Source organism: Streptomyces sp. NPDC085927 (genome assembly GCF_044540975.1).
Classification (GTDB): domain Bacteria; phylum Actinomycetota; class Actinomycetes; order Streptomycetales; family Streptomycetaceae; genus Streptomyces; species Streptomyces hirsutus.
In genome coordinates this window covers 160,757-186,956 of record NZ_JBITSN010000012.1, presented here as the reverse complement: position 1 = coordinate 186,956, position 26,200 = coordinate 160,757, and the positions used below count along the sequence as shown (strand labels likewise).

General features: G+C 73.4%; 24 protein-coding genes and 1 pseudogene. 9 read left to right on the top strand and 16 right to left on the bottom strand.

The features are described 5' to 3' along the window. The first annotated feature begins 217 nt into the window (after nt 1-217). Complete coding sequence (locus tag ACIF80_RS27665; RefSeq protein ID WP_399809664.1) at nt 218-2,920, top strand: cellulose binding domain-containing protein; 2,703 nt, start codon at nt 218-220, stop codon at nt 2,918-2,920. A 178-nt stretch (nt 2,921-3,098) separates the two neighbouring features. On the opposite strand, the gene ACIF80_RS27660 is transcribed toward ACIF80_RS27665, so the two are convergent. Both ACIF80_RS27660 and ACIF80_RS27655 read right to left on the bottom strand, forming a co-directional pair. Next, on the bottom strand, nt 3,099-3,902 hold the full coding sequence (locus ACIF80_RS27660; RefSeq protein ID WP_399809663.1) for a class I SAM-dependent methyltransferase: 804 nt from the start codon (nt 3,900-3,902) through the stop codon (nt 3,099-3,101). A 5-nt stretch (nt 3,903-3,907) separates the two neighbouring features. Further along, a complete protein-coding gene (locus ACIF80_RS27655; protein ID WP_399809661.1) occupies nt 3,908-4,222 on the bottom strand; it encodes a 4a-hydroxytetrahydrobiopterin dehydratase in 315 nt (104 codons plus the stop codon). A gap of 186 nt (nt 4,223-4,408) precedes the next feature. Here ACIF80_RS27655 and ACIF80_RS27650 point away from each other — a divergent pair, with 186 nt between their 5' ends. Next, nucleotides 4,409-5,251 (top strand): helix-turn-helix domain-containing protein, encoded by an 843-nt coding sequence (locus tag ACIF80_RS27650; protein ID WP_399809660.1) that lies wholly within the window; start codon nt 4,409-4,411, stop codon nt 5,249-5,251. Here the strand turns inward: ACIF80_RS27650 and ACIF80_RS27645 are convergent. After that, nucleotides 5,233-5,658: a hypothetical protein gene (locus ACIF80_RS27645; protein WP_399809659.1), complete on the bottom strand. Its 426-nt coding sequence runs from the start codon at nt 5,656-5,658 to the stop codon at nt 5,233-5,235. The genes ACIF80_RS27650 and ACIF80_RS27645 overlap by 19 nt on opposite strands. Nucleotides 5,659-6,023: 365 nt before the next feature. Between ACIF80_RS27645 and ACIF80_RS27640 the strand changes: the two genes are divergently transcribed. Next, complete coding sequence (locus tag ACIF80_RS27640) at nt 6,024-6,887, top strand: helix-turn-helix domain-containing protein (protein ID WP_399809658.1); 864 nt, start codon at nt 6,024-6,026, stop codon at nt 6,885-6,887. Here the strand turns inward: ACIF80_RS27640 and dnaK are convergent. The 7 genes from dnaK to ACIF80_RS27605 all read right to left on the bottom strand — a co-directional run bounded on the left by dnaK (nt 6,881) and on the right by ACIF80_RS27605 (nt 16,059). Beyond that, nucleotides 6,881-8,770: a molecular chaperone DnaK gene (dnaK, locus tag ACIF80_RS27635; protein ID WP_399809657.1), complete on the bottom strand. Its 1,890-nt coding sequence runs from the start codon at nt 8,768-8,770 to the stop codon at nt 6,881-6,883. The two genes, ACIF80_RS27640 and dnaK, sit on opposite strands and share 7 nt — an antisense overlap. 108 nt (nt 8,771-8,878) lie before the next feature. After that, complete coding sequence (locus tag ACIF80_RS27630; RefSeq protein WP_399809656.1) at nt 8,879-9,607, bottom strand: glycerophosphodiester phosphodiesterase family protein; 729 nt, start codon at nt 9,605-9,607, stop codon at nt 8,879-8,881. 148 nt (nt 9,608-9,755) lie between these two features. Then, entirely contained in the window at nt 9,756-10,184 is a 429-nt protein-coding gene (locus ACIF80_RS27625; protein WP_381213875.1) for an OsmC family peroxiredoxin, read from the bottom strand. A gap of 100 nt (nt 10,185-10,284) precedes the next feature. Next, complete coding sequence (locus ACIF80_RS27620; RefSeq protein WP_399809735.1) at nt 10,285-12,027, bottom strand: hypothetical protein; 1,743 nt, start codon at nt 12,025-12,027, stop codon at nt 10,285-10,287. 107 nt (nt 12,028-12,134) lie between these two features. Then, nucleotides 12,135-13,196 (bottom strand): ATP-binding protein, encoded by a 1,062-nt coding sequence (locus ACIF80_RS27615; protein ID WP_399809655.1) that lies wholly within the window; start codon nt 13,194-13,196, stop codon nt 12,135-12,137. A 196-nt stretch (nt 13,197-13,392) separates the two neighbouring features. Continuing rightward, entirely contained in the window at nt 13,393-15,468 is a 2,076-nt protein-coding gene (locus ACIF80_RS27610; RefSeq protein ID WP_399809653.1) for a phage holin family protein, read from the bottom strand. A gap of 189 nt (nt 15,469-15,657) precedes the next feature. Continuing rightward, entirely contained in the window at nt 15,658-16,059 is a 402-nt protein-coding gene (locus ACIF80_RS27605) for a hypothetical protein (protein WP_399809652.1), read from the bottom strand. An 82-nt stretch (nt 16,060-16,141) separates the two neighbouring features. Between ACIF80_RS27605 and ACIF80_RS27600 the strand changes: the two genes are divergently transcribed. Continuing rightward, entirely contained in the window at nt 16,142-16,915 is a 774-nt protein-coding gene (locus tag ACIF80_RS27600; protein ID WP_399809651.1) for an MBL fold metallo-hydrolase, read from the top strand. 56 nt (nt 16,916-16,971) lie between these two features. Continuing rightward, the gene (locus ACIF80_RS27595; RefSeq protein WP_399809733.1) at nt 16,972-17,598 is read left to right on the top strand and encodes a DedA family protein; all 627 of its coding nucleotides are present in this window, start codon (nt 16,972-16,974) and stop codon (nt 17,596-17,598) included. A gap of 48 nt (nt 17,599-17,646) precedes the next feature. Here ACIF80_RS27595 and ACIF80_RS27590 read toward each other — a convergent pair whose 3' ends face one another. The 4 genes from ACIF80_RS27590 to ACIF80_RS27575 all read right to left on the bottom strand — a co-directional run bounded on the left by ACIF80_RS27590 (nt 17,647) and on the right by ACIF80_RS27575 (nt 21,621). Then, nucleotides 17,647-18,723 (bottom strand): MBL fold metallo-hydrolase, encoded by a 1,077-nt coding sequence (locus ACIF80_RS27590; protein WP_399809650.1) that lies wholly within the window; start codon nt 18,721-18,723, stop codon nt 17,647-17,649. Further along, nucleotides 18,720-20,042, bottom strand: coding sequence for an aminotransferase class I/II-fold pyridoxal phosphate-dependent enzyme (locus ACIF80_RS27585; RefSeq protein WP_399809649.1), 1,323 nt, complete (start codon nt 20,040-20,042; stop codon nt 18,720-18,722). Before ACIF80_RS27585 ends, ACIF80_RS27590 begins: the two co-directional genes overlap by 4 nt. Nucleotides 20,043-20,175: 133 nt before the next feature. After that, complete coding sequence (locus ACIF80_RS27580) at nt 20,176-21,162, bottom strand: hypothetical protein (RefSeq protein ID WP_399809647.1); 987 nt, start codon at nt 21,160-21,162, stop codon at nt 20,176-20,178. Between the two features lie 204 nt (nt 21,163-21,366). Next, a complete protein-coding gene (locus ACIF80_RS27575; protein WP_399809646.1) occupies nt 21,367-21,621 on the bottom strand; it encodes a hypothetical protein in 255 nt (84 codons plus the stop codon). A gap of 141 nt (nt 21,622-21,762) precedes the next feature. On the opposite strand from ACIF80_RS27575, the gene ACIF80_RS27570 reads away from it, so the two are divergent. Beyond that, complete coding sequence (locus ACIF80_RS27570) at nt 21,763-22,155, top strand: DUF2795 domain-containing protein (RefSeq protein ID WP_399809645.1); 393 nt, start codon at nt 21,763-21,765, stop codon at nt 22,153-22,155. 70 nt (nt 22,156-22,225) lie between these two features. Continuing rightward, complete coding sequence (locus tag ACIF80_RS27565) at nt 22,226-22,774, top strand: type 1 glutamine amidotransferase domain-containing protein (RefSeq protein ID WP_399809643.1); 549 nt, start codon at nt 22,226-22,228, stop codon at nt 22,772-22,774. A gap of 121 nt (nt 22,775-22,895) precedes the next feature. Here the strand turns inward: ACIF80_RS27565 and ACIF80_RS27560 are convergent. Together ACIF80_RS27560 and ACIF80_RS27555 are read right to left on the bottom strand one after the other, a co-directional pair. Further along, nucleotides 22,896-23,179 (bottom strand): annotated as a pseudogene (locus ACIF80_RS27560) (DUF6158 family protein); the annotation flags it as partial. Nucleotides 23,180-23,287: 108 nt separating this feature from the next. Then, nucleotides 23,288-24,907: an ABC-F family ATP-binding cassette domain-containing protein gene (locus tag ACIF80_RS27555; RefSeq protein WP_399809641.1), complete on the bottom strand. Its 1,620-nt coding sequence runs from the start codon at nt 24,905-24,907 to the stop codon at nt 23,288-23,290. A gap of 181 nt (nt 24,908-25,088) precedes the next feature. Between ACIF80_RS27555 and ACIF80_RS27550 the strand changes: the two genes are divergently transcribed. After that, a complete protein-coding gene (locus ACIF80_RS27550) occupies nt 25,089-25,910 on the top strand; it encodes a methyltransferase domain-containing protein (protein ID WP_399809640.1) in 822 nt (273 codons plus the stop codon). A gap of 42 nt (nt 25,911-25,952) precedes the next feature. After that, nucleotides 25,953-26,123, top strand: a complete 171-nt coding sequence (locus ACIF80_RS27545; RefSeq protein ID WP_399809638.1) for a hydrophobic protein — start codon at nt 25,953-25,955, stop codon at nt 26,121-26,123. The last annotated feature ends 77 nt before the right edge of the window (nt 26,124-26,200 follow it).

Below are 26,200 nucleotides of genomic sequence, written 5' to 3'. Positions count from 1 at the left end.
TCCCCCGGCCCTGGGGCGGGCCCGGGGCGCACCCCCCCCCCCCCCCGCGGGCGCCCCGGGGGCCGCCCCCGCCCCCTCCCGGGGGGGGCGGGGGGGGGGGGGGGCCCCCCGCGCGCCGGGGGGGCCCCCCCCGGCCCTCGCACGCCCCGCTCCCCCCGTCCGCCCCCCTGCTCCCCCTCCCCTCCTGTCTCCCCCCACCCCGAGGAAGGACTTCACCGTGCGAAGAACCCGCGTCCTCACGGCCGTGCTCGCACTGGCGGCCGGTCTGCTCACGGGCGGCCCGCCCGCCCTCGCCGCGGCTCCCCCCGACCGGCCCGCCGCCGCGGCCGACGCGCCGGCCCGGTCCGCGCTCGCCGCCGACACGTACACCTGGAAGAACGCCCGGATCGACGGCGGCGGCTTCGTCCCCGGCATCGTCTTCAACCGCAGCGAGCGGAACCTGGCGTACGCCCGCACGGACATCGGCGGCGCCTACCGGTGGCAGGAGGGGACGAAGAGCTGGACGCCGCTGCTGGACTCGGTCGGCTGGGACGACTGGGGGCACACCGGCGTGGTGAGCCTCGCCTCCGACCCGGTCGACCCCGACCGGGTGTACGCGGCGGCCGGCACGTACACCAACGACTGGGACCCGAACAACGGCGCGGTGCTGCGTTCCTCGGACCGGGGCGCCAGCTGGCGGAAGGCCGACCTGCCGTTCAAGCTGGGCGGCAACATGCCGGGGCGGGGCATGGGCGAACGCCTGGCCGTCGACCCGCACCGCAACAGCGTGCTGTACCTGGGGGCGCCCAGCGGGAAGGGCCTGTGGCGGTCGACCGACTCGGGCGCGAGCTGGTCGGAGGTGACGGCCTTCCCGAACCCGGGCACCTACGTGCAGGATCCGGATGACACCTCCGGGTACGCCAGTGACAACCAGGGCATCGTCTGGGTCACCTTCGACGAGTCGACGGGCACGCCCGGCAGCGCGACCCGGACGATCTACGTGGGCGTCGCCGACACGGAGAACGCGGTGTACCGGTCGACGGACGCGGGCGCCACCTGGCAGCGGGTGGCCGGGCAGCCCACCGGGCACCTGGCGCACAAGGGCGTCCTGGACACCGAGAACGGTCACCTGTACATCGCCTACAGCGACAAGGGCGGTCCGTACGACGGCGGCAAGGGCCGGCTGTGGCGGTACACGACCGCGACCGGCACCTGGACCGACATCAGCCCGGTCGCCGAGGCCGACACGTACTACGGGTTCAGCGGACTGACCGTGGACCGGCAGAACCCGGGCACGCTCATGGCGACGGCGTACAGCTCCTGGTGGCCGGACACCCAGATCTTCCGCTCCACGGACAGCGGGGCGACCTGGACGCAGGCGTGGGACTACTCCTCGTACCCGAACCGGGAGAACCGCTACACCATGGACGTCTCGTCCGTGCCGTGGCTGACCTGGGGCGCCCACCCGTCGCCGCCCGAGCAGTCTCCCAAACTGGGGTGGATGACCGAGGCGTTGGAGATCGACCCGTTCGACCCGGACCGCATGATGTACGGGACGGGCGCGACGGTCTACGGCACGGAGAACCTGACGAACTGGGACCGCGACACCACGTTCACCATCACTCCGATGGTGCGCGGCCTGGAGGAGACGGCCGTCAACGACCTCGTCTCTCCCCCGTCGGGCGCCCCGCTGCTCAGCGGACTCCTCGACATCGGCGGCTTCCGGCACACGGACCTGACGAAGGTCCCGTCGATGATGTTCACCCAGCCGAACTTCACCGCCACCACGAGTCTGGACTTCGCCGAGTCCCACCCGGACACGGTGGTCCGGGCGGGCGACCTGGACTCCGGCCCGCACATCTCGTTCTCGACCGACAACGGCGCCAACTGGTTCGCGGGCACGGACCCTTCGGGGGTCAGCGGCGGCGGCACGGTCGCCGCGGGCGCCGACGGCAGCCGCTTCGTGTGGAGTCCGCGGGGCGCCGGGGTGCACCACACGGCCGGCTTCGGCACGTCGTGGTCGGCGTCGAGCGGCATCCCCGAAGGGGCGGTCGTCGAGTCCGACCGGGTGGACCCGAAGACGTTCTACGGCTTCAAGTCCGGGAAGTTCTACGTCAGTACGGACGGCGGCGCCACCTTCACGGCCTCCCCCGCGACCGGCCTGCCGAGCGGCGACAGCGTGCGGTTCAAGGCGCTGCCGGGCGCCGAGGGCGACATCTGGCTGGCCGGCGGGGAGAGCGGCGGGACGTACGGGCTGTGGCACTCCACCAATGGCGGGCAGAGCTTCACCAGGCTGCAGGGCGTCGACGAGGCCGACACCGTCGGCTTCGGCAAGGCGGCGCCCGGCGCCTCGTACCAGACCGTCTTCACCAGCGCGAAGATCGACGGTGTGCGCGGCATCTTCCGCTCGACCGACCGGGGGCAGAGCTGGACCCGGATCAACGACGACGCCCACCAGTGGGGCTGGACCGGTGCCGCGATCACCGGTGACCCCCGGGTGTACGGCAGGGTGTACGTGGCGACCAACGGCCGCGGGATCGTCTACGGCGACACCTCGGACACCGGGGGCGGGGACGACGGGGGAGGCGGGACCGACCCCGACCCCGGTCCGGGGCCGACGGGCGCCTGCAAGGTGACCTATGAGATCACCAACCAGTGGGCCGATGGTTTCCAGGCCCGGGTCCAGGTGACCAACACCGGTTCGGACGCCTGGAACGGCTGGTCGCTGACCTGGTCGTTCGCGGACGGACAGCGGGTGTCGCAGCTCTGGAACGGGGTCCACACGCAGTCCGGTCCGGCGGTGACGGTACGCAACACCGACTGGAACGGCACCGTCGCGGCGGGCTCGTCGGCCGGGTTCGGCTTCACGGCGAGCCGTTCGGCGACGAACACGGAACCGGCGGCCTTCGCACTCGACGGGCGGGTCTGCACGGTGACGTGACCGGCTGAGGAGCGGTGAGTCCGCGGGGAGGGCGGACCGGCGTCTGCGTGGCCCGTGCGGATGCCTGTGTGCGTGCCTGTGCGAGTGCTTCACGGGGCGAACCTCCAGGGAGGACGAGGGGATTCCGCCCCTCGGTCGCCGCCGGTGACGGCCTGGTCGCCGTACTCCGTGGCGGAGTTCACCCGAGCCCGTGACACGCCGAGCCGCCCGGGACGGCCGCCGTTCCCCCGCTCCCGGGTGCCGGTGGCTTCCGGAAGGCGCGGAGGTGGAAGACCGGGTCCGGGCGGGGCCGGTCCTGGTCGGGGAGGGCGGCGAGGCGGGCGGCGAAGGCGTCGGCGAGAGGGGAGCCGGGGGGCACCGTGACGAACCAGCCGCGGCGCAGATCGGCGATGGTGCGGCGAGGGCTGCGGCCCTGGCCGTGCCCCCGGAACACCCCCTGTCCGGCCGGGACCAGGCCGTGGCCGGCGGCGCAGGCCGCCACGTCGGCGGCGAGGTCGCGCACCGGGCTGCGCGGGCGGGCGGAGAGGACGGCGTCGATGTCGCTGCCCACGTTGTGCGAGGCGGCCTTGTCGACGGTGGTGACGTAGACCCCGCCGGGTCGCAGGACCCTGGCGCACTCTTCGACGAGGGCCCGCACGTCCTCGGGGCCGGACTGGAGGTGCAGCAGCCACACGCTGACGGCGGCATCGAACCGGGCGTCGGCGAAGGGCAGTTGCCGGCTGTCGGCGCGCACCACGGCGCCGGGCAGGCGGGCCGCCGCGATCCGGGTCATCGACGCGGCGAGGTCGACGCCGGTCACCCGCAGACCGGCGCGGACCGAGAGGAGACGCCGGGTCACGATGCCGGTGCCGCAGGCGATGTCCAGCAGGTCGCGCGCCGACGGGGGGATCAGGTCCAGCACCGCCTGCGCGGCGGCCGCGGCCCGGGGCTCACCGCCGCGTGAGGCGTCGTACCGTCCCGCTTCCTCTTCGTAGTCGAGCACATGCCTCAGTGTGCACCGTGACCGGGCGCCAAGTCCTCTATTCTGCGGGCCAGTTCGGTGTCCTTCGCGGTGACGGCGCCTCCCGCGCTGTGCGTGTGGACGGCGACGGAGACCGTGTGGTAACCGAGGGTGAGGTCGGAGTGGTGGTCGAGTTCCTCCTGTACCTGGGCGATGTGCACGACCATCGCGGTCGCCGCGAAGTGGGAGCCGAGTCGGTAGGAACGGGTGAGCCGGTCTCCGTCGAGCGACCAGCCCGGCAGGCCGGCCAGCCGGTTCTCGATCTCCTCCGGTGACAGCGGTTCGGCGGGTTCGGCGGGCATGGGCTGCGCTCCTCCTCTGTCCCCCCTGGCGGTCGGGGTCCCCCTCCGCCCAGCGTGCCACAGGACATGCCGCCGGACCCTGCGCAAGAAGCCAGAAGGGCGCAGGAGGGAGCAGGAGGGAGGGCGGAAGGAAGACCGGGGAGGCGCGGCTCCCGCTTGCGGTGCCATCTCGGCTACCGTCCCGGCATGAGTACTCGCCTGCCCGGTACCACTTCCGCCGCTGCCGAAGGCGTGGGTCCGCTGCTGCGGGCCTGGCGGGAGCAGCGGCGGGTCAGTCAGCTGGAGCTCGCGCTGCGTGCGGACTCGTCCGCCCGGCACATCAGCTTCATCGAGACCGGCCGCTCCCGGCCCAGTGAGCAGATGGTGCTGCGACTGGCCGAGCACCTGGACGTCCCGGTGCGGGAGCGCAACGCACTGCTGCTGGCGGCCGGTTACGCGCCCCGGTTCCCCGAGACCCCGCTGGACGATCCGGCGCTGGACGCGCTGCGCGAGGGCATGGAGCGGCTGATCGGCGGATACGAGCCGTATCCGGCACTGGTGGTGGACGCGATGTACGACGTCGTGGCCGCCAACCGCGGGGTCATGATGCTGTTCGACGGCGTACCGGAGTCGCTGCTGGTGCCGCCGCTGAACGCGGTGCGGCTCACGCTGCACCCGCAGGGTCTTGCGCCCCGGATCCGGAATCTGCGGGAGTGGCGCGGCCACCTGCTGGGGCAGATGGAGCAGCAGATCGCGCTCCGCCGCTCCGCGCCCCTGCGGGCGCTGTACGACGAGGTCGCGGCGTTCCCGGTACCGGAGCCCGGACCGGATGAGGAGGCGGGGGAGGCGGACGGGTCGCAGCAGTCCGCGTCCGTGGCGTACTTCGCGCTGCCGATGAGGATCGAGCACGAGGGCCGGATCCTGTCGTTCGTGTCGTCGATCTCCACCTTCAACACGCCGATGGACGTGACCGTCGCCGAACTGGCCGTGGAGACCCTCCTCCCGGCCGATCCGGCGACGGCGAAGTACCTTCAGTCCTGGCTGAGTTGACGGGATGTGAGGGCCATGTGCTGGAGCAGTGCGAAGCCGGCCACGACGAGCGCCTGGAGAACCGTCCACACCGCGCCCGCCGTGCTCGGCTCGAGCCACAGCACGAGGGCGGCGCAACTCACCACGGCCCAGGCCAGGTTGACCTCGACGACGGCCCGGACTCCGAGCGTCGGCGGATGTTTGCGCGAGGCCAGCAGCCCCACAGCGACCGCGTACGCCGCGAGGAGGGCGCCGAGCCCGGCCGGCAGGCCCGGACCCACGCCGAGGAAGCGGCCGAGCGGGCCGGAGAGGGAGAGGTAGGCGAGCGCGTTGGCGCCGGTCACGGCGGCGTCGAGGGCCAGGAGCCGGCGCAGCACGGACTGCGGGTCGGAGGTCCGGGTGAGTGAGGCAAGCTGGGTCGCGGACATGATGAATCACCCTCCGTCAGGGTCGGGGCCGGGATCGATGTCGGGGTCTCACTGGGTCAGCGGCGGGCCGCGGGTCGCCCTTGCGTGCCGGGTCGCGGTGACCGCATGCGGCATACGGGATGCCGGATATCGCATACCTTGCTCGCAGCCGGATCACGGGACGGATCCGGGCCGGATCCCGGGCCGGAGTGCGCCGGCCCGGAACCCGGTGCGTCCACGATCCCGCCCGCAGCGGGTCGCGGTCGATTACCCGGGACGTCATGCCCCGGGCGCCCGGGAACAGGGGCGCCCGGCCGTCACCCGTGAGAGGGTCGGGCGGACATGGCAGACTGATCGTGTGTTTGGGGGCGTTGGGGAGACGTGGCGTGAGTGAACGACGGGCCGCACCCACGGTGGGCCAAGTGGTACTCGGCAGGCGGCTGCAGGAGCTGCGGGAGACGGCGGGCCTCACCCGGGAGGAGGCCGCCCGGGTCCTGCGGGTGGCTCCCGCGACCGTCCGGCGGATGGAGACGGCCGAGGTCGCGCTGAAGATCCCGTACATCCAGATCCTGCTGACGGCGTACGGGGTGTCCCAGGGCGAGGCGGCCACCTTCATCGGGCTCGCGGAGGACGCGAACCGTCCGGGCTGGTGGCAGCGGTTCCACGACGTGCTGCCCGAGTGGTTCAGCCTGTACGTGAGCATCGAGGGCGCTGCCCGGGTCATCCGGTCCTACGAGCCGCACTTCGTGCCGGGGCTGCTGCAGACGGAGAACTACGCGCGTGCCGTCCTGGAGGCCGGGACGATCGGGAACCAGGGGCCGGAGGCCGTCGAGCGGCATGTGTCGCTGCGGCTGGAGCGGCAGCGGCTCCTGGAGCGCCGGGACCCGCCCCACCTGTGGGTGATCGTGGAGGAGACGGTCCTGCGGCGCCCGGTGTCCCAGGACGGCCGGGTGATGCGCGAGCAGTTCGACAAGTTGCTGGAGTGGTCCGAGCGGGACCGGATCACGCTCCAGATCGCCGAGTTCGCCGACGGCCCGCACCCGGGGACGTACGCACCCTTCTCGCTGTTCCGGTTCGCCGAGCCGGAACTGCCCGACATGGTGTTCACCGAGTACCTGACCGGCGCCCTGTATCTGGACTCCCGCAAGGAGGTCTCGGTGCACCTGGAGGTGCTGGACCACATGACGGCGCGGGCCGCCTCCTCCGAGCACACGCAGAAGCTGCTGCGGGAGTTCCGGGACAGCTACTGAGTGCCGCCGCGCCCGTCCTGCCCGCGGCCCCCGTCACCTCCGTCGCTCTCGTCGTCGACGATCTCCGCGTCGACGACACCTTCCTCCTCCTGCGGTGAGGTGCGCTGTCCGGCGTCGCCGGTGGACTCCTGACCGGCCTGGGCGTACATCGCCTGGCCCATCCGCTGGCTGACGGCGGCGAGTTTCTCGACGCCGGCGCGCAGGGCGGCGGTGTCGGCGGACTGCTCCAGCAGGGGCTTCAGCTCGGCGACGGCGGCCTCCACCTCGGACCTGGTGTCGGCGGGGATCCGGTCCTTGTTGTCCCGGATGAAGTTCTCGGTCTGGTAGACGAGCTGCTCGGCCTGGTTACGGGTCTCGGCGGCCTCCCGGCGCCTGCGGTCCTCGTCGGCGTACTGCTCGGCCTCGCGCATCATGCGGTCGATGTCGTCCTTGGGCAGTGCCGAGCCGCCGGTGACGGTCATCTTCTGTTCCCTGCCGGTGGCGATGTCCTTGGCGGAGACGTGCATGATGCCGTTGGCGTCGATGTCGAAGGCCACCTCGATCTGCGGGACGCCGCGCGGGGCCGGGGGCAGACCGGTCAGGTCGAAGACGCCGAGCTTCTTGTTGTACGCCGCGATCTCGCGTTCGCCCTGGTAGACCTGGATACCGACCGAGGGCTGGTTGTCGACGGCGGTGGTGAAGGTCTCCGAGCGCCGGGTGGGGATGGTCGTGTTGCGTTCGATCAGTTTGGTCATGATGCCGCCCTTGGTCTCGATGCCGAGGGACAGCGGGGTGACGTCGAGGAGCAGCACGTCCTTCACGTCGCCGCGGAGGACGCCCGCCTGGAGGGCCGCTCCGACGGCGACGACCTCGTCCGGGTTGACGCCCTTGTGCGGGTCCTTGCCGGTGAGTTCGCGGACCAGGTCGGTGACGGCGGGCATGCGGGTGGAACCACCGACGAGGATGACGTGGTCGATCGCGGAGAGTTTCACCCCGGCGTCCTTCACGGCCTGGTGGAAGGGCGTCTTGCAGCGCTCCAGCAGGTCGGCGGTGAGTTCCTGGAACTGGGCCCGGGTGAGCTTCTCGTCCAGGTGCAGCGGGCCCTCGGCGGAGGCCGTGATGTAGGGCAGGTTGACGGTGGTCTCGGAGGAGGAGGACAGCTCGATCTTGGCCTTCTCGGCGGCCTCCCGCAGCCGCTGCACGGCCATCTTGTCCTGCGCCAGGTCGATGCCGTACTGGCTCTTGAAGCGCTGGGCGAAATGGTCGAGGAGGCGCTGGTCCCAGTCGTCGCCGCCGAGATGGGTGTCCCCGTTGGTGGCCTTCACCTCGATGACTCCCTCGCCCATCTCCAGGAGCGACACGTCGAAGGTTCCGCCGCCCAGGTCGAAGACGAGGACGGTCTGCTCGTTCTCCTTGTCCAGGCCGTACGCGAGGGCCGCCGCCGTGGGCTCGTTGATGATCCGCAGGACCTTCAGGCCGGCGATCTCCCCGGCCTCCTTGGTGGCCTGGCGCTGGGTGTCGTCGAAGTACGCCGGTACGGTGATCACGGCGTCGGTGACGTCCTCGCCGAGGTAGGCCTCGGCGTCCCGCTTCAGCTTCTGCAGCACCCGGGCGGACAGCTCCTGCGCCCGGTAACGGGTACCGTCCACGGAGCCCTGCTCCGGGAAGTGCCACTGTCCGTCGCCCATGTGGCGCTTGACCGACCGGGCGGTGCGGTCGACGTTCGTCACCGCCTGCCGCTTGGCGACCTCGCCGACGAGCACCTCACCGTTCTTGGCGAAGGCCACGACGGAGGGGGTGGTCCTTGCGCCCTCCGCGTTGGTGACGACCGTGGGCTCACCGCCCTCCAGCACGGCCACCACCGAGTTCGTGGTTCCCAGGTCGATTCCGACCGCACGTCCCATCGCCGTCCCCTTCCGTCAGGGCGCACCTCTCCGGCCTTCCGGACCTCCAGCACAAAACTTGAGTGCGCCGTTGTCAATAGTTTGCCCGGGTGGTTCGTCAATCACCTCTCAAGCGCTCGCTGTGCGCAGTTGCACGGCACGCCGGGGGCGGTCGGTGATCAGTACGTCCACGCGCCGGTCGGCGAGGAAGGCACGCATCGGGGCGTCGTCGTTGACCGTCCACACCATGGTGAACAGTCCGTTGCGGGCCGCCTCGCGCAGCGCCCCGCCGCGGGCGAGGCGCTGGTGCGCCGCGATCCCGCGGGCGCCGCAGGCGCGGACCCGCCGCATGGGCAGCAGTTCACTCAGCCGGGTGCGCGCCAGCCGGGTCCGGGGAACCCCGGTGCCGTCCCGGCCGAGGGAGAGCGCGGTGCGCACGCCGGGGAAGGCCGCGGTGATCTCGGCGACGGAACGGTCCTCCAGGCTGGTGGCGACGAAGCCGTCCCGGCCGAGCAGGGCGATCGCGCGGTCGATCAGCTTCCGCTCGTGACCGGTCTCCTTCAGGTCGAGATGTCCGACGAGTTTCCCGGCGATCAGCTCCATGACCTCGTCCACGACGGGGACGGGATACCCGGCGTGCTCGCAGAGCCCGGCGTGGGTGAGTGCGGCCAGCGGCGGGCCGGTGCGTCCCGCGCGGGCGTCGTGGTGGACGACGAAGACTCCGTCGGCCGTGCGCCGTACGTCGAACTCGACGTACTCCGCGCCGGACCGCAGGGCGTCCTCGTAGGCCTCGCGGGTCGCGGGCGCGGCACGTTCGGAGCCTCCCCGGTGCGCGGAGACGGCGGGCCGTGACGTCATACGGGTCGTCTCCCTGTGCTCGGAGCCTGGAGGCCGGGGTCCTGGAGGCCGGGGTCCTCGGACCCGGTTCCGGACGCGGATGCGGACGCGCCGCAGGCCGCCCCCTGCGGAGCGGCCTGCGGGTGTCCTGCGGGTGCGGCGAGCGGGGTCAGGAGAGCTTCGCCGTCAGGGTGATCTCGGTGCCCGTCAGCGCCTGGCTGACCGGGCAGTTGACCTTGGCGTCCTCGGCGGCGGCGAGGAAGGCCGCCTCGTCCAGGCCGGGGACGGTGCCCTCGACGGTGAGGTGGATGCCGGTGATGCCCTCGCCGGGCACGAAGGTGACGTCGGCGGAGGTCACCAGGCGGGTCGGCGGGTTGCCGGCCTTGTCGAGGATGTTGGAGAAGGCCATCGAGTAGCAGCTGGAGTGCGCGGCGGCGATCAGCTCCTCGGGGCTGGTCCTGCCGTTCGCCTCCTCCGCACGCGACGCCCAGGTGACCGGCTGCTCGCCGATGCTGCCGGAGGAGTCGAACGTGACGACTCCGCTGCCCTTGATGAGGTTGCCTTCCCACACGGTGTGTGCGGAGCGCGTGGCTGCCATGGCTGTTCCTTCCAAATGTCCGGACGTGGTGTCCGGTCCGTGCTCGGTCCGGGTACCCGTGTCACCGGGTTCCCATCCCCCCATCTGATCACACTCCGTGTCAACTGACGTGGAAGACAGGCCCCTTCGGAGTGAACGGCAGCCGCACTCCGCGGGGGACCAGATAGGCGTGTTCGCGCCGCACCCGCAGCACGTCGCACCAGCCGTCGGTGATGACGAGGACCGGCGCGGCCCTCGGGAAGTCGTCCGCGCGCTGGAGCAGGTCGATGCCGGGCTGGAGGACCGTGCCGCCGCGCCCGCGGACCCGGACCCGTCCGGCGATCTCGGTGACGGGCAGATAGCCGGCGTCGTGCGGCGCCGCGTCGCAGAACACCACACGGGCCGCCGGCACGTCGCGGGCCTCGGCGTAGGAGGCGATGGCGCCGAGCGCCTTGCCGAGCAGGACCCGGCTCATCGAGCCGGAGGTGTCCAGGACGACGCCGAAGGTGCAGCGGGCGACCTCCTCGGGCGGGAAGTACCTGCCGGCACGCGGGATGCCGGGGGTGGATGCCTGGCGGCGCGCGGGACGGGCGTAGGTCCGCACGGGCTCGGGGCGGGGCACGTACTCGTCGAACCAGCGGGCGAGCCGCGCGTCCCAGGGCAGCGGTGGATGGCTGAGCGCGCGGATCTCCTCGACCAGCCCGCCGGGCAGGAGGCCGCGGCCCTGGCGCTGGTGCAGGTCCAGGCCCTGGGCGAGACCGCGACGGTAGAACCCGTCCAGGTCGACGCCGTGGCAGGACGGGTCGAGCGGTCCGAGGCGGCCGGTGAGGATGTCTCCGAGGCCCTTGCCGCGCAGGGTGGCCAGGCGCCGCATGCGCCGCTGGTCGTCGGCGATGCGGTCGTAGACCTCCTCGGCGGACAGTCCGGCGAGCCGGGGGTCGTGGAGCAGCCCCTCGGGCATGGTGCCGATCCCCATCTCCTCCAGCCACCCGTTGATGACGTAGTCGCAGGCGACGTTGAACAGGTACGGGTCGCGTCCGCCGCGGCGGTCGCCGTGGCGCAGGGCGGCGTGGAGCATCTCGTGGGCCAGGACGAAGCGCCATTCCTCGTCCTCCAGCTGCCGCAGCGGGTTGACGTAGATCTCGCCGGCCTCGGCGTCGACGGCGGCGACGGAGATGTCGTGGGCGCGGGCGAGTTCGGCGTCGGCGACGAGGGTGATGCCGGCGGCGATGCCGCCGAGCAGGGGGTAGGAGGAGACGAACCAGCTCAGCGCCCTGGCCCAGGGGCGCAGCACGGCCGGTTCGCCGTCCGGGCCGGCGCGGCGTCCGCCCGCCAGGTCCATCGCGGCGGACACGGCGCGGGTCAGGGCGGTGGCGAAGGCGAGCTGCCGGTCCGGCGGCTGCCCCCACCAGCCGTCCCAGGGCACGAGGAGCAGGTCCGGCTCGCCGCCGGCGGTGCCGCAGCGTTCGTAGGCGGCGGGCAGGCCGTCCCTGCGCCACCGGGCGGCGAGCTGTTCCTCGTCGCCGTCGGGGTAGGAGGCCGGCAGGCCCTCGGGGGCCGTGCCGATGGTGTGCCCGAGGAGGAAGCGGTTGACGACGACGCAGCGTGCGGCGAGGTCGTGGCGGTCGGGCTGCTCCCGTGGGCCCCCGGCGGCGGGAACGTGGCCGAAGCCGAGGTGGAGGACGGCGTGCGCGAGGGCCCGGGCCCACTCGCCGGGGTCGGCGAGGCGGTCCGGGTGGGCGTGCAGCACGGCGTCGGAGTCGGTCCGCAGCAGGCCGTGGCGGGGGGCGAGGCCGCAGTCCTCGTCGCGGCAGACGGTGAACTCGACCGCGGCGAGTGCCGGGTCGGCCGCCAGCAGCCGCATCCCCTCGGCGAAGGCGGCGGCCGCGGCCTCCCTCTTCCGCTCCCCCTTGCCGCCCTTGCCTGCCTTGCTCCCCCGCCTGCCCGTGCCGCCCTGCTGCCCGGGGCGGGTCATCGGCGGGCCTCCACCAGGCGGGGCATGTCACGGGCCGCCTCGACCAGGAACCAGGACGGCAGGACCGGGTTGCCGTCGGCGTCGGAGGCGATGACGGTCTGGGCGACCTCGACGGAGATCTCGGCGAGCTGCACCAGCAGCGCCTTGGCCCGGTACGCGGTCTGCCGGCCGGCGGCCGACATGTGCGCCTTGTCCGCGGGCAGTTCCTTGACGAGCCGGCCGCGGAACGAGTCGGCGAGGTAGTACAGCAGGTCGCGGTCCTCGATGCGGTGCGGCCAGCGGGCGTCGCCCTTGAGGACGGCCTCGATGCCGAAGCGGCTGCGCACGACCCTGACGTAGCCGCAGAAGGCGGTGGCGTGCGCGGGAGTGAGCGTGCCGTGGGCGAGAACCTTCAGGGTGTCCTCGTCGAGGCCGGGGCCGAAGGAGTGCAGCGCGTCGGAGAGCATGTGCCAGGAGCGGGGCGTGGAGAACGGCTCCTCGGTCTTCGGCGGCTTGGACCACAGGTGGTCGGGCCGGTCGGTGAGGTGGTCCACGATCCACGGGTGGATGCCGTTGTTCCCGGCCCACACCAGCCAGTCCCCCGCGGAGGCCTCCAGGTGCACGTGGGTGAGGCGGTTGACGAGCGCGGAGGCGATGGGGCGGGCGAGCGCGTTGTCGGTGGCGCGGTTGCCGGCGCCGATGACGAGGGAACCCCTGGGCAGTTCGTAGGCGCCGATACGGCGGTCCAGGATCAGGGAGTAGAACGCCTTCTGCACATCGGGGGTGGCCGCGTTCAGCTCGTCCAGGAACAGGCAGTACGGCTCGTCGCGGGCGATCGCCTCGGGCGGGCAGAACACCGAGCGGCCGTTCCGGATCTGCGGGACGCCGATGAGGTCCTCGGGGGCGAGCTGGGTGCCCAGCAGGCTCACGCACTCCAGCCCCAGGGACTCGGCGAACTCCCTCACCAGGGAGGACTTGCCGATGCCCGGCGCGCCCCAGAGGAACACCGGCCGTACGGTCGCGAGGCCGAGCAGCAGCTCCGGGACGCGGGCGGGGGTGACGGTGACGACTGCCTGCACGTGGAGGCTCCTCCTCTTTGCGCCTGAGCCGGCGCAGCTTTCGCGGATGTGGTCGTTCGCTGTTGAGGTTCTCAACCGGTGGTTGCGGTCGTCACGTGAATATTCACCGATCACCCGCTCATGGGACTGCGGATGAGCGCCGGCCCCGCGGAGGAGCGGCGGCCCGCGGGTGGACGGCGGCCCCGCGGGTCCTGGCTCAGGCGGCCCGTTCCCGGCGCGGACCGGCCGGCAGGTGCGAGCCGTCCGACTCCTTCAGCCAGCGGCGCAGTACGTGGTGCACCTGCTCGGCGCCGGCGAGTTCCTCCCCGTCGGTGACCGGCGCGGACAGCGCGACCGGGGACAGCAGGAAGGGACGGGACTGGGCGCCGCCGAGGCCTCCGTGGGAGCCGATCTGCTCCTCGAAGGCGAGCACCTCGCCGTCGACGGGGTCGTGGAAGGAGTTGACCATGATGTCGGCGGTGTGCGGGAAGGAGTGGGTGCGGCGTACGGCGTCGGCGGCGCCCGGTCCGAACGCGGCGAGCGGCCCGGGATCGTCGTCGAGTTCGTCCAGGGGGATCTCCGCGCCGTGCGCGCCGAGCACGACGCCGCCGCGCCGTTCGCTGCGGACGAGCAGGAAGCCGATGCCGGGGTGGTGGGCGAGGGTCGGCAGCAGGGCGGGGTGGCGGGCGTCGATCTCCTCCTTGGTCATCCGGTGCGGCACGTCCGGGAAGGAGATCAGGCCGAGGTTGCCGGAGGCCAGGACGACGGGTTCGGAGGCCCGCGTGGGGCGGTGCTGCTCGATGCCCTCCTCGACCGGGCGGCGCAGCGCCGCCCGGACCGCCGCGCGGGCCTCGGCGCCGCTGCGGGTGCGCCCGGCGCGGCGCGGCACGGGCAGACCGCAGCCGGCCCGCACCAGGTCGCCGAGGGTGAGGCCGTAGCGGGAGCGGAAGGTCTCGCCGGGGCTCTGGCCGTGGTCGGAGAGAACCACGATCCGGTACGGGCGCGGGGCGTGTGCGGCGACGTGCTCGATCAGGGCGAGGGAGCGGTCGAGGCGGTGCAGGACCTTCTCGGCGTCCCGGCTCGTGGGTCCGGAGTGGTGGGCCACCTCGTCGTAGGCGACCAGGTCGGCGTAGACGGAGGTGCGGCCGGCGAGCAGGTCGCCCATGACGGCGGAGACGACCACGTCCCGTTCGACGACGGTCGCGAAGGCCCGTATGAAGGGGTAGAGGCCGCCGCGGGAGACGCGCGGGAGCTGTTGGGTCCACCGGGCGCGGGTGGACTGGCCGATCTCGCGGATCACCTCGGCGGCGAAGGACAGGGCGGTGCGCACGGCGTTGGCCGGGTCGGAGAAGTAGGCGAAGTAGCCGGAGCGGGAGCGGTTCTCGCGGCTGCGGCGGCGGGCGGCTATGGACAGCACCAGGGCCTGCTCGTCGGCGCCGCCGCTGAACAGGTTGCCGCGGCTGGCGCCGTCGTCGGCGAGCAGCCCGGGGTGTCCGGCGTACCGGACGGCGCGCTGCTGGAGTTCCACCGCGCTGGTGGGGCGGTTGCAGACCATCACCTCCCGGCGGTCCTTCTCGTACCAGCGGAAGGCGGGGACGTCGTGGTTGTTGCCGTGCAGGATGCCGAGCTGGCTGGCGCCGGTCTGGCTGGACCAGTCGGTGCGCCAGGGGGTGAGCCGGTGGGAGTGGGGGAGGCCGGCGTCGTCGGTGCCCAGCCAGCGGGCGACGGTCGGCATCAGGCCCTGGTCGACCGCGTGCAGCAGGACGTCGTGGCCGACGCCGTCCAGTTGCAGGAAGACGGTGCCGGGGGTGGCCGGGACGGGCGGTGCGGAGCGCCGGCGGCGGTCGGCGAGGCGGTAGAGGCGGCGGCGGTAGGCGGCGTCGTCGCGCACGGCGAGAGCGGCTCCGGTGGCGGAGGCGACGGCGGACATCACGGCGGCGACCACGACCGCGGTCTCCCAGGCGGCGGTGCCGCGCTCGACCGGGTTGAGCCGCAGTGCCACCAGCAGGAGCGCGCCGTTGAGGAAGAACACCAGCAGGCCGAGGACGAGCGCCGGTACGAGCAGCAGCAGCCGCACCAGCAGCGGCCACACCAGCGCCGACAGCAGGCCGAAGGCGCCGGCGCCGAGCGCCGCGGTGACCGCGATGTCGGTGGCGCTGTCGCCGTCGGCGGAGCGCAGCCGGAAGTCGGGGAGGATGCCGGCGAGCACCAGCATGGTGAGGGTGGCGACCGCCCACACCGTGACGCTCCGCCCTATCTGACTGGCGATCCGTCGCCACCGCACACCACTCACGCCCAGTCCACCTCACGTCCCGGCCCGTTGCCGCCAGGGCGGCCTGCGAACCGGCCCCCGCCCGTGCCCCACACCCTGCCACAACGCCCGGACGTGCCGTTTCGTCCCCCGGAAACCGACGGACGAGAACGTACGGCCGGAGACGGGCGATCGGAAACGGGCGGCGACCCGGAGCCGGGCGGGCGGGCCTCAGCGGCCGTCGTAGCCCGCGGTCGGCATGGACAGGCGGCGGTGCACCCGGGCCTTCATCGCGGCGTCGTACAACGGTTCGGCGTGGCCGACGGTCTCCACGCGCACCCCGCGCCGCGCGCACTCGGCGGTGAACTCCCCGACGGAGGACAGGGCGCTCTCCAGTACCCGGCGGCTGGGGGCCACGAACAGGTCGGAGCCGGGCCGCACGCCGTCCCACAGCACGCAGTGGTCGGGGCGAAGGCCGCGCACCAGCAGCTCCCGGGTCACCACGTACCCGCGTTCGGCGGCCCAGCGGGCGCACATGGCGTGCTGGCTGCGGGAGTCCACGAGGAAGGGATCGGCTTCCAGTTCCTCCAGCGGCGTCAGACTCGCGATCGCGATCACCCGCACCGGCCCCATGGCGCCCCCCTCACCTCCGGACTTCGTCGCCGACCCTACTCCTGCGCGTAGGCTTCGGGGAGTCGCAGAAGGAGGCGAAGAGGTGCCGGTGGAGATCACCTGGTGGGGTCACGCCACTTGCACGGTCGAGGATGCGCACACGCGCGTGATCACCGATCCCCTGTTCGCCCGTAGGCTCGCGCATCTGCGGCGCCGGCGCGGCGCCCTGCCGCCGCCGGGCGCCCGGAACGCGGACGTGGCGCTGGTCTCCCATCTGCATGCCGACCATCTGCATGTGCCGTCGCTGGCCCTGCTCGCCCCGGACACGCACCTGCTCGTGCCCCGGGGCGCACGCCGTGCGGTACCGGCGCTGCGCCGGCTCACGCATCTCAGGGTGAGCGAGGTGACGCCCGGCGATGTGCTGACGGCCGGCGGTCTGGCGGTCCGGGTGGTGCCCGCCCGGCACGACGGGCGGCGGCTGCCGCTCGGGCGGCACCGCTCCCCCGCCCTCGGCTACGTCCTGGAGGGCGAGGCGCGGACGTACTTCGCCGGTGACACCGGGCTGTTCGACGCGATGGCCAAGGAGGTCGGCCCGGTCGACGTGGCACTGCTGCCGGTGGGCGGCTGGGGCCCGTATCTCGGCGAGGAGCATCTGGACGCGGCGCGCGCGGCCGAGGCGCTGGCCCGGCTGGGGGCGCGCAACGCGGTGCCGGTGCACTACGGCACGTACTGGCCGATCGGCATGGACGCCGTGCGCCCCCACGAATTCCACTCGCCGGGCGACGAGTTCGTGCGGCGGGCGGCCGAGCGGGCGCCCGGGGTGCCGGTGCACCGGCTGGGGCACGGGGAGAGTGTGCGCCTGGGGGTTCCACGGTGATCCTGCCCGCCGCCCTGATACAGGCGGCCGGTGTGCCCCTGTCCGCCCTGTCCGCCGTGGCCTCGTCGGCGGCCGTGCCGGCGACGGTGGTTCCGGACACCACCCAGCAGGCGATCGGTTACCCCTCGCTGTTCCTGCTGGTGCTGATCGGGGCACTGGTGCCGGTGGTGCCGACCGGGGCACTGGTCAGTTCGGCGGCGGTGGTCGCCTTCCACCGGGCGGCGCCGATCTCCATGATGCTGGTGTTCGCGACGGCGTCGCTGGCCGCGTTCCTCGGGGACGTGGCGCTGTACTGGCTGGGGCGGCGCGGGATGCGGTCGCGCAACGGCTCGCGCTGGCTGGAGGCGATCCGGGCGCGGGCGCCGGAGGACCGGCTGACACAGGCTCAGGAGAAACTCGCCGATCACGACGTGACGGTGCTGGTGCTGTCCCGGCTGGTGCCGGCGGGGCGTCTTCCGGTGATGCTGGCCTGCCTGATCGCCGAATGGCCGGTCCGTCGCTTCGTCCGCGGCAACCTGCCGGCCTGTCTGGCCTGGGCGGCGACGTACCAGCTGATCGGCGTCCTCGGCGGCTCGCTGTTCGACGAGCCCTGGCAGGGGGTGCTCGCGGCGATCGTCCTGACCGTCCTGATCAGCGTGGCCCCGGGCGTCTGGCGCCACCTGCGGGGGCCGGCGACGCGGTGAGCCGCCGGCCGTTCCCCGGCGGGCGGGCCGGCCGGTGCGTCGCGGCGGTCAGTCCAGGACGCGGGAGCCGCCGACCGGCAGGTCCCAGAGGTGCTCGCGGGGCAGGCCCGCCTGCTCCCAGGCGGCGCGGACGCGGGTGAGGGGTTCCAGCACCGGTTCGGCGGAGAGGACGAACGTCGCCCAGTGCATGGGCGCCATCCGGCGCGCGCCGAGGTCCCGGGCGGCGCGGACCGCCTCCTCCGGGTCGCAGTGGACGTCCCTGAGCCACCAGCGCGGCTCGTAGGCGCCGATGGGCAGCAGGGCGAGGTCGATGCCGGGGTAGCGGCGGCCGATCCGGGAGAACCAGTGGCCGTAGCCGGTGTCGCCGCCGAAGTAGACGCGCTGCCCGTCGGAGTCGGTGAGCACCCAGCCGCCCCACAGCGAGCGGCAGGTGTCGGTCAGGGTCCGCTTGGACCAGTGGTGGGCCGGGACGAAGTCGAAGCGGACGCCCTTCAGTTCGGCGGCCTCCCACCAGTCCAGCTCGGTGACGCGGGTGAACCGGCGGCGGTGGAACCAGCCGGCGAGCCCGGCCGGCACGAACACCGGGGTGTCGCGCGGAAGTCGGCGCAGTGTGGGGGCGTCGAGGTGGTCGTAGTGGTTGTGGCTGATGACGACCGCGTCGACGCGGGGCAGGGCCTCCCAGGCGACGCCGACGGGGGTGATGCGGGCCGGGGTGCCGAGGATGCGGCGGGACCAGACGGGATCGGTGAGCACGGTGAGCCCGCCGATCCGCACCACCCAACTGGCGTGCCCCGCCCAGGTGACGGCGACCGTGCGGACGTCCACGCGGGGCAGCGGGCCGGGGGCGTAGGGCAGTCCCGGTATATCGGCGAGGCCCTGCGGGCCGGGTCTGGTGGAGCCCTCGCGGGCGAAGCGGGCGAGACCCTTCAGGCCGGGCAGCGGGGAGGTCAGCCGGTCGTGGAAGGTGCGTGGCCACACCCGTCGTTCGGCGAGCGGGCGGGGTTCGGCGAGCGGAGGGTACGGGGGCGGGGAGAAGAGGGCCGCGGGGCCGGCCGGGTCCGGGCCCTCCGTGTGCGGGGTGGTGGTCGTGGTCGTACTCGTGGTGGACTCGGACTGCTGCGTCATCGATGGGACTCCCCTCGCTGGGCATCGCCGCGGAGATCGTCGAAGACCGTCTTCAGGTGGGCCAACGCGCTTCGCACGTGCGGAAGTTCCAGCGGCGCGGAGGATCCGAGGCATTCCGCGCGCCGCTCGGCGGTGTCGCCGAGCAGGGGCGCGGTGGACAGCCGTACGCGGAGTGCTTCGAGGTCGTCGCCGAAGCGGTGACCGCCCGCCGCGGGCATGCCGAGCCGTCCGGTGAGGAAGTCCTCCAGTTCCTGCGCGTCGCCGACACCGTGCGCGGCGAGTGCCGGCGCCAGCGGCGCGAGGTCGACGTACAGGTGCCGCCCGGCCTGCGGGGGCCGGGCCAGGGCGCCCGCGGTGACGACCGCGTCGCGCACGGCCGCGGCCACGCGCGCGTGCAGGCGTACGGCGGCTGCCGCCCGCGCGGTGACCGGTTCCGGCTCGGACAGGGCGTAGGCGGCGGCCGCGGCGACCGGGGTGGCGACGCGCGCGTCGAGCGCGGTCAGGACGTCGAGCACGCGCGCGTGCAGCGGGCCGCCCGCCGCGCCCGCCGGGAAGCGGGCGACCGCGGCGGGCCAGCCGGACGGGAGCAGGGCGCCCGCCAGGTCGGTGACCACGGTGACCTGTTCGGGCAGCATCTCGGCGGGGCTGAGCAGCACGGTGTCGCGCGGGGCGTGCAGGGTGTCGCGCCAGGTCTCGTCACTGACCAGGTGCAGCCCCTCACCGACGGCGGCCTCGAGGGTCTCGTGCAGCAGTTCGGGCGGGGCGACGGTGCCGGTGGGGTCGTCGGCGACGGAGAGCACCAGCAGGCGCGGGTCGCCACCCTCGGCACGCAGCCGTCGTACGGTCTCCAGCAGGGCGTACGGATCGGGGACGCCGCCGCTCTCGGCGGGCACCGGCACCGGGAACGCCGGGCGGCCGAGCAGCCGCGCGGAGGGCGCCCACCAGGCGGCGCAGGGCCGGGGCACCAGTACGTCCCCGCCGATGGCCGCGGTGAGCGCCACGAGCAGCGCGGGCGCGCCGGGGCCGACGGCGACCCGGTCCGGGGCCGCGGGCAGGCCACGCCGGTCGCCGTGGCCGCACGCGGCGTCCAGCAGGACGGGGCCGCCGCCGACCGGCTCCGCCTCCGCGCGGGACGCGGCGGCGGCGAGGACGGCGGCCAGTTCGGGCAGCACGGGCAGCCCGTCCTCGGGCAGCACCGGGCCGAAGCGGACCGGGCCGTGGCCGACGGGATCATGGCCTGCGGGACCACGGCCTGCGGGACCCGCCCCGTCGGGACGCCGGCTCGCGGGGTTGTGGGGTTCGGGGTCCGTCCGCCGCATTCGCGCCTCCACTCGGTGTCCGGTGTCAGTACCCACGGTTCCACCGACCACTCCCGGTGGGCGCCGCCGACAAGGGCCGGGAGGCGAGGACCGGATGGACGGACCGGTTCGGCGGGCCGGGCCGCTTGGGGCATCAGCCGTCCGTACGTGTGCTCCTGTCGCGGTACAGCCGGTGGGCGGCGGCTCCGAACGCGGCCGCGATCAGCAGCCCGCCCGCGACCAGTGCGGGCACGGAGTCGGTGAACCCGCCGCCTGCTCCCGCATGGACGCCCCGCGGGACCTCGGGCCCGCCGCAGTGGGCGCGCTCGGGTCCGGGGCAGGGCGAGGAGGACGGCGCAGGGGTGGGAGACGGTTTGTGGGAGAAGGACGGCTTGTAGGAAGGAGACGGCTTGCGCGAGGGAGACGGCTTGTAGGAGGGGGACGGCTTGTAGGAGGGGGACGGCTTGTGGGAGGGGGACGTGGCGCCGGGTCCTCCCGGGTGGCGGGCGACGACGGTGAAGGTGGCGCTCCACGGCTTGCCCTTCTCGCCGGGCGCGGCGGGACACGTGCCCTCGACGGTCCGGGCGGACCCGCCGCCGGCCGTGCCGACGGCGTCGAGGGCGCCGAACGCGTCGAGCGTGTCGAGCGCCCCGTCGGCGGGACCCCCGGCGTCCTCGGCCTCGTCGAGGTCACCGGTGTCCTCGTCGTCGTCGACGCCGGCGTCGGCCTTCTCGTCCGAGGTCTCGTCCAAGGCCTCGTCCAGGATTCCGTCCAGGGCTTCGTCCAAGGCCTCGTCGTCCCCGGTCCCTGCCGTGTCCCCCGCGTCGTCGGGGCCCCCGGCGGCCCCCACGTCCTGGACGTCCGCGGTGCCCCGGTAGGTGAGGCCGGACTCCCCCGCGTCGCCGCCGGTCACCTGCTCCAGCTCGACGACGCCCTCGTCGAAGGCCGCCGAACTCGCCTCGAGGGTCTTCGGCGGCCTGTCGGCCGGGTCGCAGAAGACCGAGACGGTGACGGTGCCGCCCGGGGCCGCGCTGCCCGGACCGACCTCGGCGGACGGATCCGCGGACGCGGTCGGCGCGGGCACGCCGAGGACGGTGCCGACGGCGGCGGCGAGGGACAGGGCGCGGGCGGTGCGGCGCATGGTGCGGGCTCCTTCGGGCGACGGCCGGGGCACGGCGTCCCGTTCGACGGCCGCGGGGGTGATCCCGCGTCGGCGGGGCGCGGGGTCGCGCCCCGCATCCATCAGAGCCCTCCGGCCGCCGCGTCGCGCGCGGCCGGACACCATTCGCGGGACGGGCACGCCCGAGCGGGTGAAGCCGGTGCGCACGGGCGCCCGCCCGGTGGATCAAGGGCTGCCGGGAAGCCCGCCCGGATCCGTCAGGCCGGTGTGCGCGGCGGCCGGGGCGCCGGCCCGGAGGCCCGCGTCCTGCGGTGCGGGGACGCCGTCGGGGGCCTGCTCACGCACGCCGGGCAGCAGAAGATCCTCGTAACGGCCCAGCATGAGCAGGACGCCGAGCATGAGCGGCGGGACGAGTACTGCGAGCACCGCCATGGCGGTCCCTTCCCAGGAGGCGGGCAGAGGCACGTACGGGTGAGACATCCGGGTCTCCCGCCGTTCCCGGGGCAAACCGGCGGTGCACGCCCCCCGGTGGTGAGGGGGTGAGGATCCGGCCGGCGAACCCCGTGTCGGTCTCCGCCCTCCGGGTACGCGGTGCGGACCCCGAACCACCTGGAGGGAACCATGCAGCGAGGCAGCGGCCGGCTGAGTGCCCACCGCGACGACGAGATGAAGCACGAACTGCAGGGTCTGCTGAGGTCGGGGCACCCCACCCGGACCGAGGAGTGGAACGACCCGGAGCCGTCCGCCGAGGACGACCCGGAGGTGGCGCGCGGCCCGGTGACGCCGGGGCGCACGCCGACGTCGCTGGAGTCGGTGCGGCTGGAGCTGGCCAGGATCCTGGGCCGCGGGGCGTTCCCCGCGGGCCCGCGCGAGCTGATGCGCACCCTGAGCCGGCGGCACGCTCCCGACGCACTCGTCGAGGCGCTGGAACGCCTGCCCCGGCGGGCCCACTACGACAACGTGCAGGAACTGGCCGAGGCGCTGACGCGGGTCCGGGAGACGGAGAACGCGTAGGAGCCCGCCGGTTCCCCCTGCACCACCACATGATCGCGCGAACGACGTGCACGAAAGGACAGAACCCCTCATGCGTATCGCATTCCTTGTCGCACCCGAAGGCGTCGAGCAGGTCGAACTGACCGAGCCGTGGCAGGCGGCCGTGGGCGCCGGTCACGAGCCCGTGCTCGTGTCGACGCAGTCCGGCAAGATCCAGGCGTTCGACCACCTCGACAAGGCGGACACCTTCCCCGTGCAGGAGGTGGTCGGCGAGACGACTGCCGACGCCTTCGGCGGGCTGGTGCTGCCGGGCGGGGTGGCGAACCCGGACTTCCTGCGCATGGACGAGACGGCCGTCGCGTTCGTGCGGGACTTCTTCCAGCAGGGCCGGCCGGTCGCCGCGATCTGCCACGCGCCCTGGGTCCTCGTCGAGGCGGACGTGGTCCGCGGCCGGGAGCTGACCAGCTGGCCCAGTCTCCGGACCGACCTCCGCAACGCCGGTGCCACCTGGGTCGACGAGCAGGTGAAGGTCTGCGACCACGGCCCCGGCAAGCTGGTCACCAGCCGCAAGCCGGACGACCTCGAGGCGTTCTGCGAGACGTACCTCGACGTCTTCGCCGCGGAGTCGAAGGAGGCCTGAGACGGAGGCGGCCGTCGGCTCGACGGCCGGATGCCCGGGCCGGCGGCCGTCGCGTGTCCGGGCATCCGGCCGTCGCCCGCCCGGTCCGGCGGCCGTCGGGCTCCCGGGGCCGGGCCGTCCGTCAGGCGCCCGGGGCCGTGGGGCTCGCCGTGTCCGTGCCGTTCCGCTCCCGGGCCCCTTCGCGGGTGCGGCCCGCCGCCACCCAGCGGCGGGGGTTGCGGCGCACGTACTCGCCCTCCAGCTGAGCCATGCGCTCGTTGTGGGCCCGCAGCGCGTCGTTGGAGGCGTACAGCAGGGTGTCGTGACGCGTGCGGTGGATGGTTTCCAGCTCCTTCATGAGCTGCTGGTCGTCCAGGCGGTTCGGCTCGACTCCGGTCATCGTGTGCCCCGCTCGTCGTGTGCGTCCTGCGGTCCGGGTACCCGCCCGGGAAGGCCACGGGTCCCCGCGTCCCTGCGTCCACTCTACGAACATCCCGGGCACCGGGCCCGTTCCGCCGAACGGGCCCGCTTCGGTTACCGGGCCCGTTCCACCCTGCGCTCGTCCCACACCGGTTCGGGGCTCTCCCGGACCCTGCCGTCGCTGCCGAAGACCAGGTAGCGGTCGAAGGAGCGGGCGAACCAGCGGTCGTGCGTGACGGCCAGCACCGTGCCCTCGAAGGCCTCCAGGCCTTCCTGGAGCGCCTCCGCCGACTCCAGGTCCAGGTTGTCCGTCGGCTCGTCGAGCAGCAGCGCGGTGACGCCCTGGAGCTCGAGCAGCAGGATCTGGAACCTGGCCTGCTGGCCGCCGGAGAGCCGTTCGAAGGTCTGCTCGGCCTGGCCGGTCAGTTCGTAGCGGCGCAGCCGGGACATGGCGGGGCCCCGGTCCTGGGCGTGTTCCTTCCACAGGATGTCCAGGAGGGTGCGGCCCTCCAGTTCGGGGTGGGCGTGCGTCTGCGCGAAGTGTCCGGGGACGACCCGGGCGCCGAGCCGCCAGCCGCCGGTGTGGCTCACGTCGTCCCCGGCGAGCAGGCGCAGGAAGTGCGACTTGCCGGAGCCGTTGGAGCCGAGTACGGCGACCCGTTCGCCGTAGAAGACCTCCAGGTCGAAGGGTTTCATCAGGCCGGTGAGTCCGAGCTGCTCGCAGGTGACCGCGCGGACTCCGGTCCGGCCGCCCTTGAGCCGCATCCTGATGTCCTGCTCGCGCGGCGGCTCCGGCGGCGGGCCGGCCTCCTCGAACTTGCGCAGCCGGGTCTGCGCCGCCTGGTACCGGGATGCCATGTCATGGCTGACGGAGGCGGCCTGACGGAGGTTCAGCACGAGCTTCTTCAGCTGCGCGTGCTTCTCGTCCCACCGCCTGCGCAGCTCCTCGAAGCGGGCGAAGCGTTCGCGGCGGGCCTCGTGGTACGTGGCGAAGCCGCCGCCGTGCACCCAGGCGTCGGCGCCGGCGGGGCTCGGTTCGAGGGAGACGATGCGCTGGGCCGCGCGGGCGAGCAGTTCCCGGTCGTGGGACACGAACAGCACGGTCTTACGGGTCTGTTCGAGCCGCTCCTCCAGCCAGCGCTTGCCGGGCACGTCGAGGTAGTTGTCGGGCTCGTCGAGGAGCAGGACCTCGTCGGTGCCGCGCAGGAGCGCCTCGAGGACCAGACGTTTCTGCTCGCCGCCGGAGAGGGTGCGCACCTGGCGCCACTGCGCCTGGTCGTACGGGACGCCGAGCGCGGCCGTCGTGCACATGTCCCACATCGTCTCGGCCTCGTAGCCGCGTGCCTCGGCCCAGTCGGAGAGGGCCTGCGCGTACCCCAGCTGGGCGGCCTCGTCGTCGACGGTGAGGAGGGCGTGCTCGGCCTGGTCCACGGCGTGGGCGGCCTCGCGGATCCGGGGCGTGGCGACGGAGACGAGGAGGTCGCGCACGGTCGTCTCGTCCCGTACGGAGCCCACGAACTGGCGCATGACGCCGAGACCGCCACTGACCGTGACCGATCCGCCGTGCGGCTTCAGCTCGCCGGCGAGAAGGCGCAGGAGGGTCGTCTTGCCCGCCCCGTTGGGTCCGACCAGGGCCATGACGGCCCCTTCCCCCACCCGGAAGGACACGTCGCCCAGAAGCGCCCTCCCGTCGGGAAGGCAGTACTCCAGATACGCGGCTTCGAGGTGACCCATGGGAGGCCATTGTCCGGGGCGTCGGCGCAGGTGGCAAACCGTTTCGCCCTTCGGGCCCGGCGATGCCTCCGCGCACCCCCGCTGTCCATACTGTGAAACACAGGTCTCACCATGCGGCCGGGGCGCGTACGGTGACGGTCATTCGGAAGAGACGTACGCGACGCGACGGGACGGGTTCACCATGCCGACACCGCGAGAAACCGCTCTCTACACCCACGGGCATCACGAGTCGGTGCTGCGGTCGCACACCTGGCGGACCGCGGCCAACTCGGCCGCGTACCTTCTCGGAGTGCTGCGGCCCGACATGCGGATCCTGGACATCGGATGCGGGCCCGGCACCATCACCGCGGACCTGGCCTCGCTCGTCCCCGAGGGGCACGTCACCGGTCTCGACCGGGCGCCGGGCGTCCTGGAGCAGGCCCGCGCCACGGCGGCCGAACGAGGCCTGGCGAACACCTCCTTCACGGTGGGCGACGTGCACGCGCTGGGCTTCCCGGACGACACGTTCTGTGTGGTCCATGCCCATCAGGTGCTCCAGCACGTGGGGGACCCGGTGCGGGCACTGCGCGAGATGGCGCGGGTGACCGGGCCGGGCGGGTACATCGCCGTCCGGGACGCCGACTACGCGGCGATGACCTGGTATCCCTCGTCCCGGGGCATGGACGACTGGCTGGAGCTGTACCGGCGGGTGGCGCGGGCCAACGGCGGCGAACCGGATGCCGGACGGCGGCTGAAGTCCTGGGCGCTGGCCGCGGGACTCACGGACGTCACCGCCGGATCGGGCACCTGGACCTTCTCGACCGAGGAGGAGCGGGCCTGGTGGAGCGGCCTGTGGGCGGACCGCACCGTGGCGTCGGCCTATGCCGGGCGGGCCACCGGGCAGGGCCACGCCACCGGCGGGCAACTGCGGGCGGTGGCACAGGCGTGGCGGGAATGGGGCGCGCGGGACGACGGCTGGTTCAGTGTGCTGCACGGAGAAATTCTGTGCCGCAAGGAAGCCTGAAACCCGGATTCCGGGCCATCAGAAGAGCAGGAGGTTGACATTATGGTTCCCATTCTGCTCGTTCTGCTTCTGGCCCTGATCCTTTTCGGTGCCGGTTTCGCGGTGAAGGTGCTCTGGTGGATCGCCTTGGCGGTTCTCGTCGTGTGGCTGCTGGGATTCCTCATGCGCAGCACAACGGCGGGCGGAGGCAGGAGCCGCTGGTACAGGTGGTGAGGTGACAGCCGGTGCGTGACGGACGGCGTCACGCCAAGGGCCCGGTGCCGCGAGACTCGCGGCACCGGGCCCTTGGT

Bases quoted from the DNA above. Each gene is read 5' to 3' on its own strand.
- ACIF80_RS27655 (WP_399809661.1), bottom strand. From the start codon at position 4,222: ATGCCCGCCGAACCCGCCGAACCGCTGTCACCGGAGGAGATCGAGAAC.
- ACIF80_RS27650 (WP_399809660.1), top strand. From the start codon at position 4,409: ATGAGTACTCGCCTGCCCGGTACCACTTCCGCCGCTGCCGAAGGCGTG.
- ACIF80_RS27645 (WP_399809659.1), bottom strand. From the start codon at position 5,658: ATGTCCGCGACCCAGCTTGCCTCACTCACCCGGACCTCCGACCCGCAG.
- dnaK (WP_399809657.1), bottom strand. From the start codon at position 8,770: ATGGGACGTGCGGTCGGAATCGACCTGGGAACCACGAACTCGGTGGTG.
- ACIF80_RS27630 (WP_399809656.1), bottom strand. From the start codon at position 9,607: ATGACGTCACGGCCCGCCGTCTCCGCGCACCGGGGAGGCTCCGAACGT.
- ACIF80_RS27625 (WP_381213875.1), bottom strand. From the start codon at position 10,184: ATGGCAGCCACGCGCTCCGCACACACCGTGTGGGAAGGCAACCTCATC.
- ACIF80_RS27620 (WP_399809735.1), bottom strand. From the start codon at position 12,027: ATGCGGCTGCTGGCGGCCGACCCGGCACTCGCCGCGGTCGAGTTCACC.
- ACIF80_RS27605 (WP_399809652.1), bottom strand. From the start codon at position 16,059: ATGGGGCCGGTGCGGGTGATCGCGATCGCGAGTCTGACGCCGCTGGAG.
- ACIF80_RS27590 (WP_399809650.1), bottom strand. From the start codon at position 18,723: ATGACGCAGCAGTCCGAGTCCACCACGAGTACGACCACGACCACCACC.
- ACIF80_RS27585 (WP_399809649.1), bottom strand. From the start codon at position 20,042: ATGCGGCGGACGGACCCCGAACCCCACAACCCCGCGAGCCGGCGTCCC.
- ACIF80_RS27580 (WP_399809647.1), bottom strand. From the start codon at position 21,162: ATGCGCCGCACCGCCCGCGCCCTGTCCCTCGCCGCCGCCGTCGGCACC.
- ACIF80_RS27575 (WP_399809646.1), bottom strand. From the start codon at position 21,621: ATGTCTCACCCGTACGTGCCTCTGCCCGCCTCCTGGGAAGGGACCGCC.
- ACIF80_RS27570 (WP_399809645.1), top strand. From the start codon at position 21,763: ATGCAGCGAGGCAGCGGCCGGCTGAGTGCCCACCGCGACGACGAGATG.
- ACIF80_RS27565 (WP_399809643.1), top strand. From the start codon at position 22,226: ATGCGTATCGCATTCCTTGTCGCACCCGAAGGCGTCGAGCAGGTCGAA.
- ACIF80_RS27555 (WP_399809641.1), bottom strand. From the start codon at position 24,907: ATGGGTCACCTCGAAGCCGCGTATCTGGAGTACTGCCTTCCCGACGGG.
- ACIF80_RS27550 (WP_399809640.1), top strand. From the start codon at position 25,089: ATGCCGACACCGCGAGAAACCGCTCTCTACACCCACGGGCATCACGAG.
- ACIF80_RS27545 (WP_399809638.1), top strand. From the start codon at position 25,953: ATGGTTCCCATTCTGCTCGTTCTGCTTCTGGCCCTGATCCTTTTCGGT.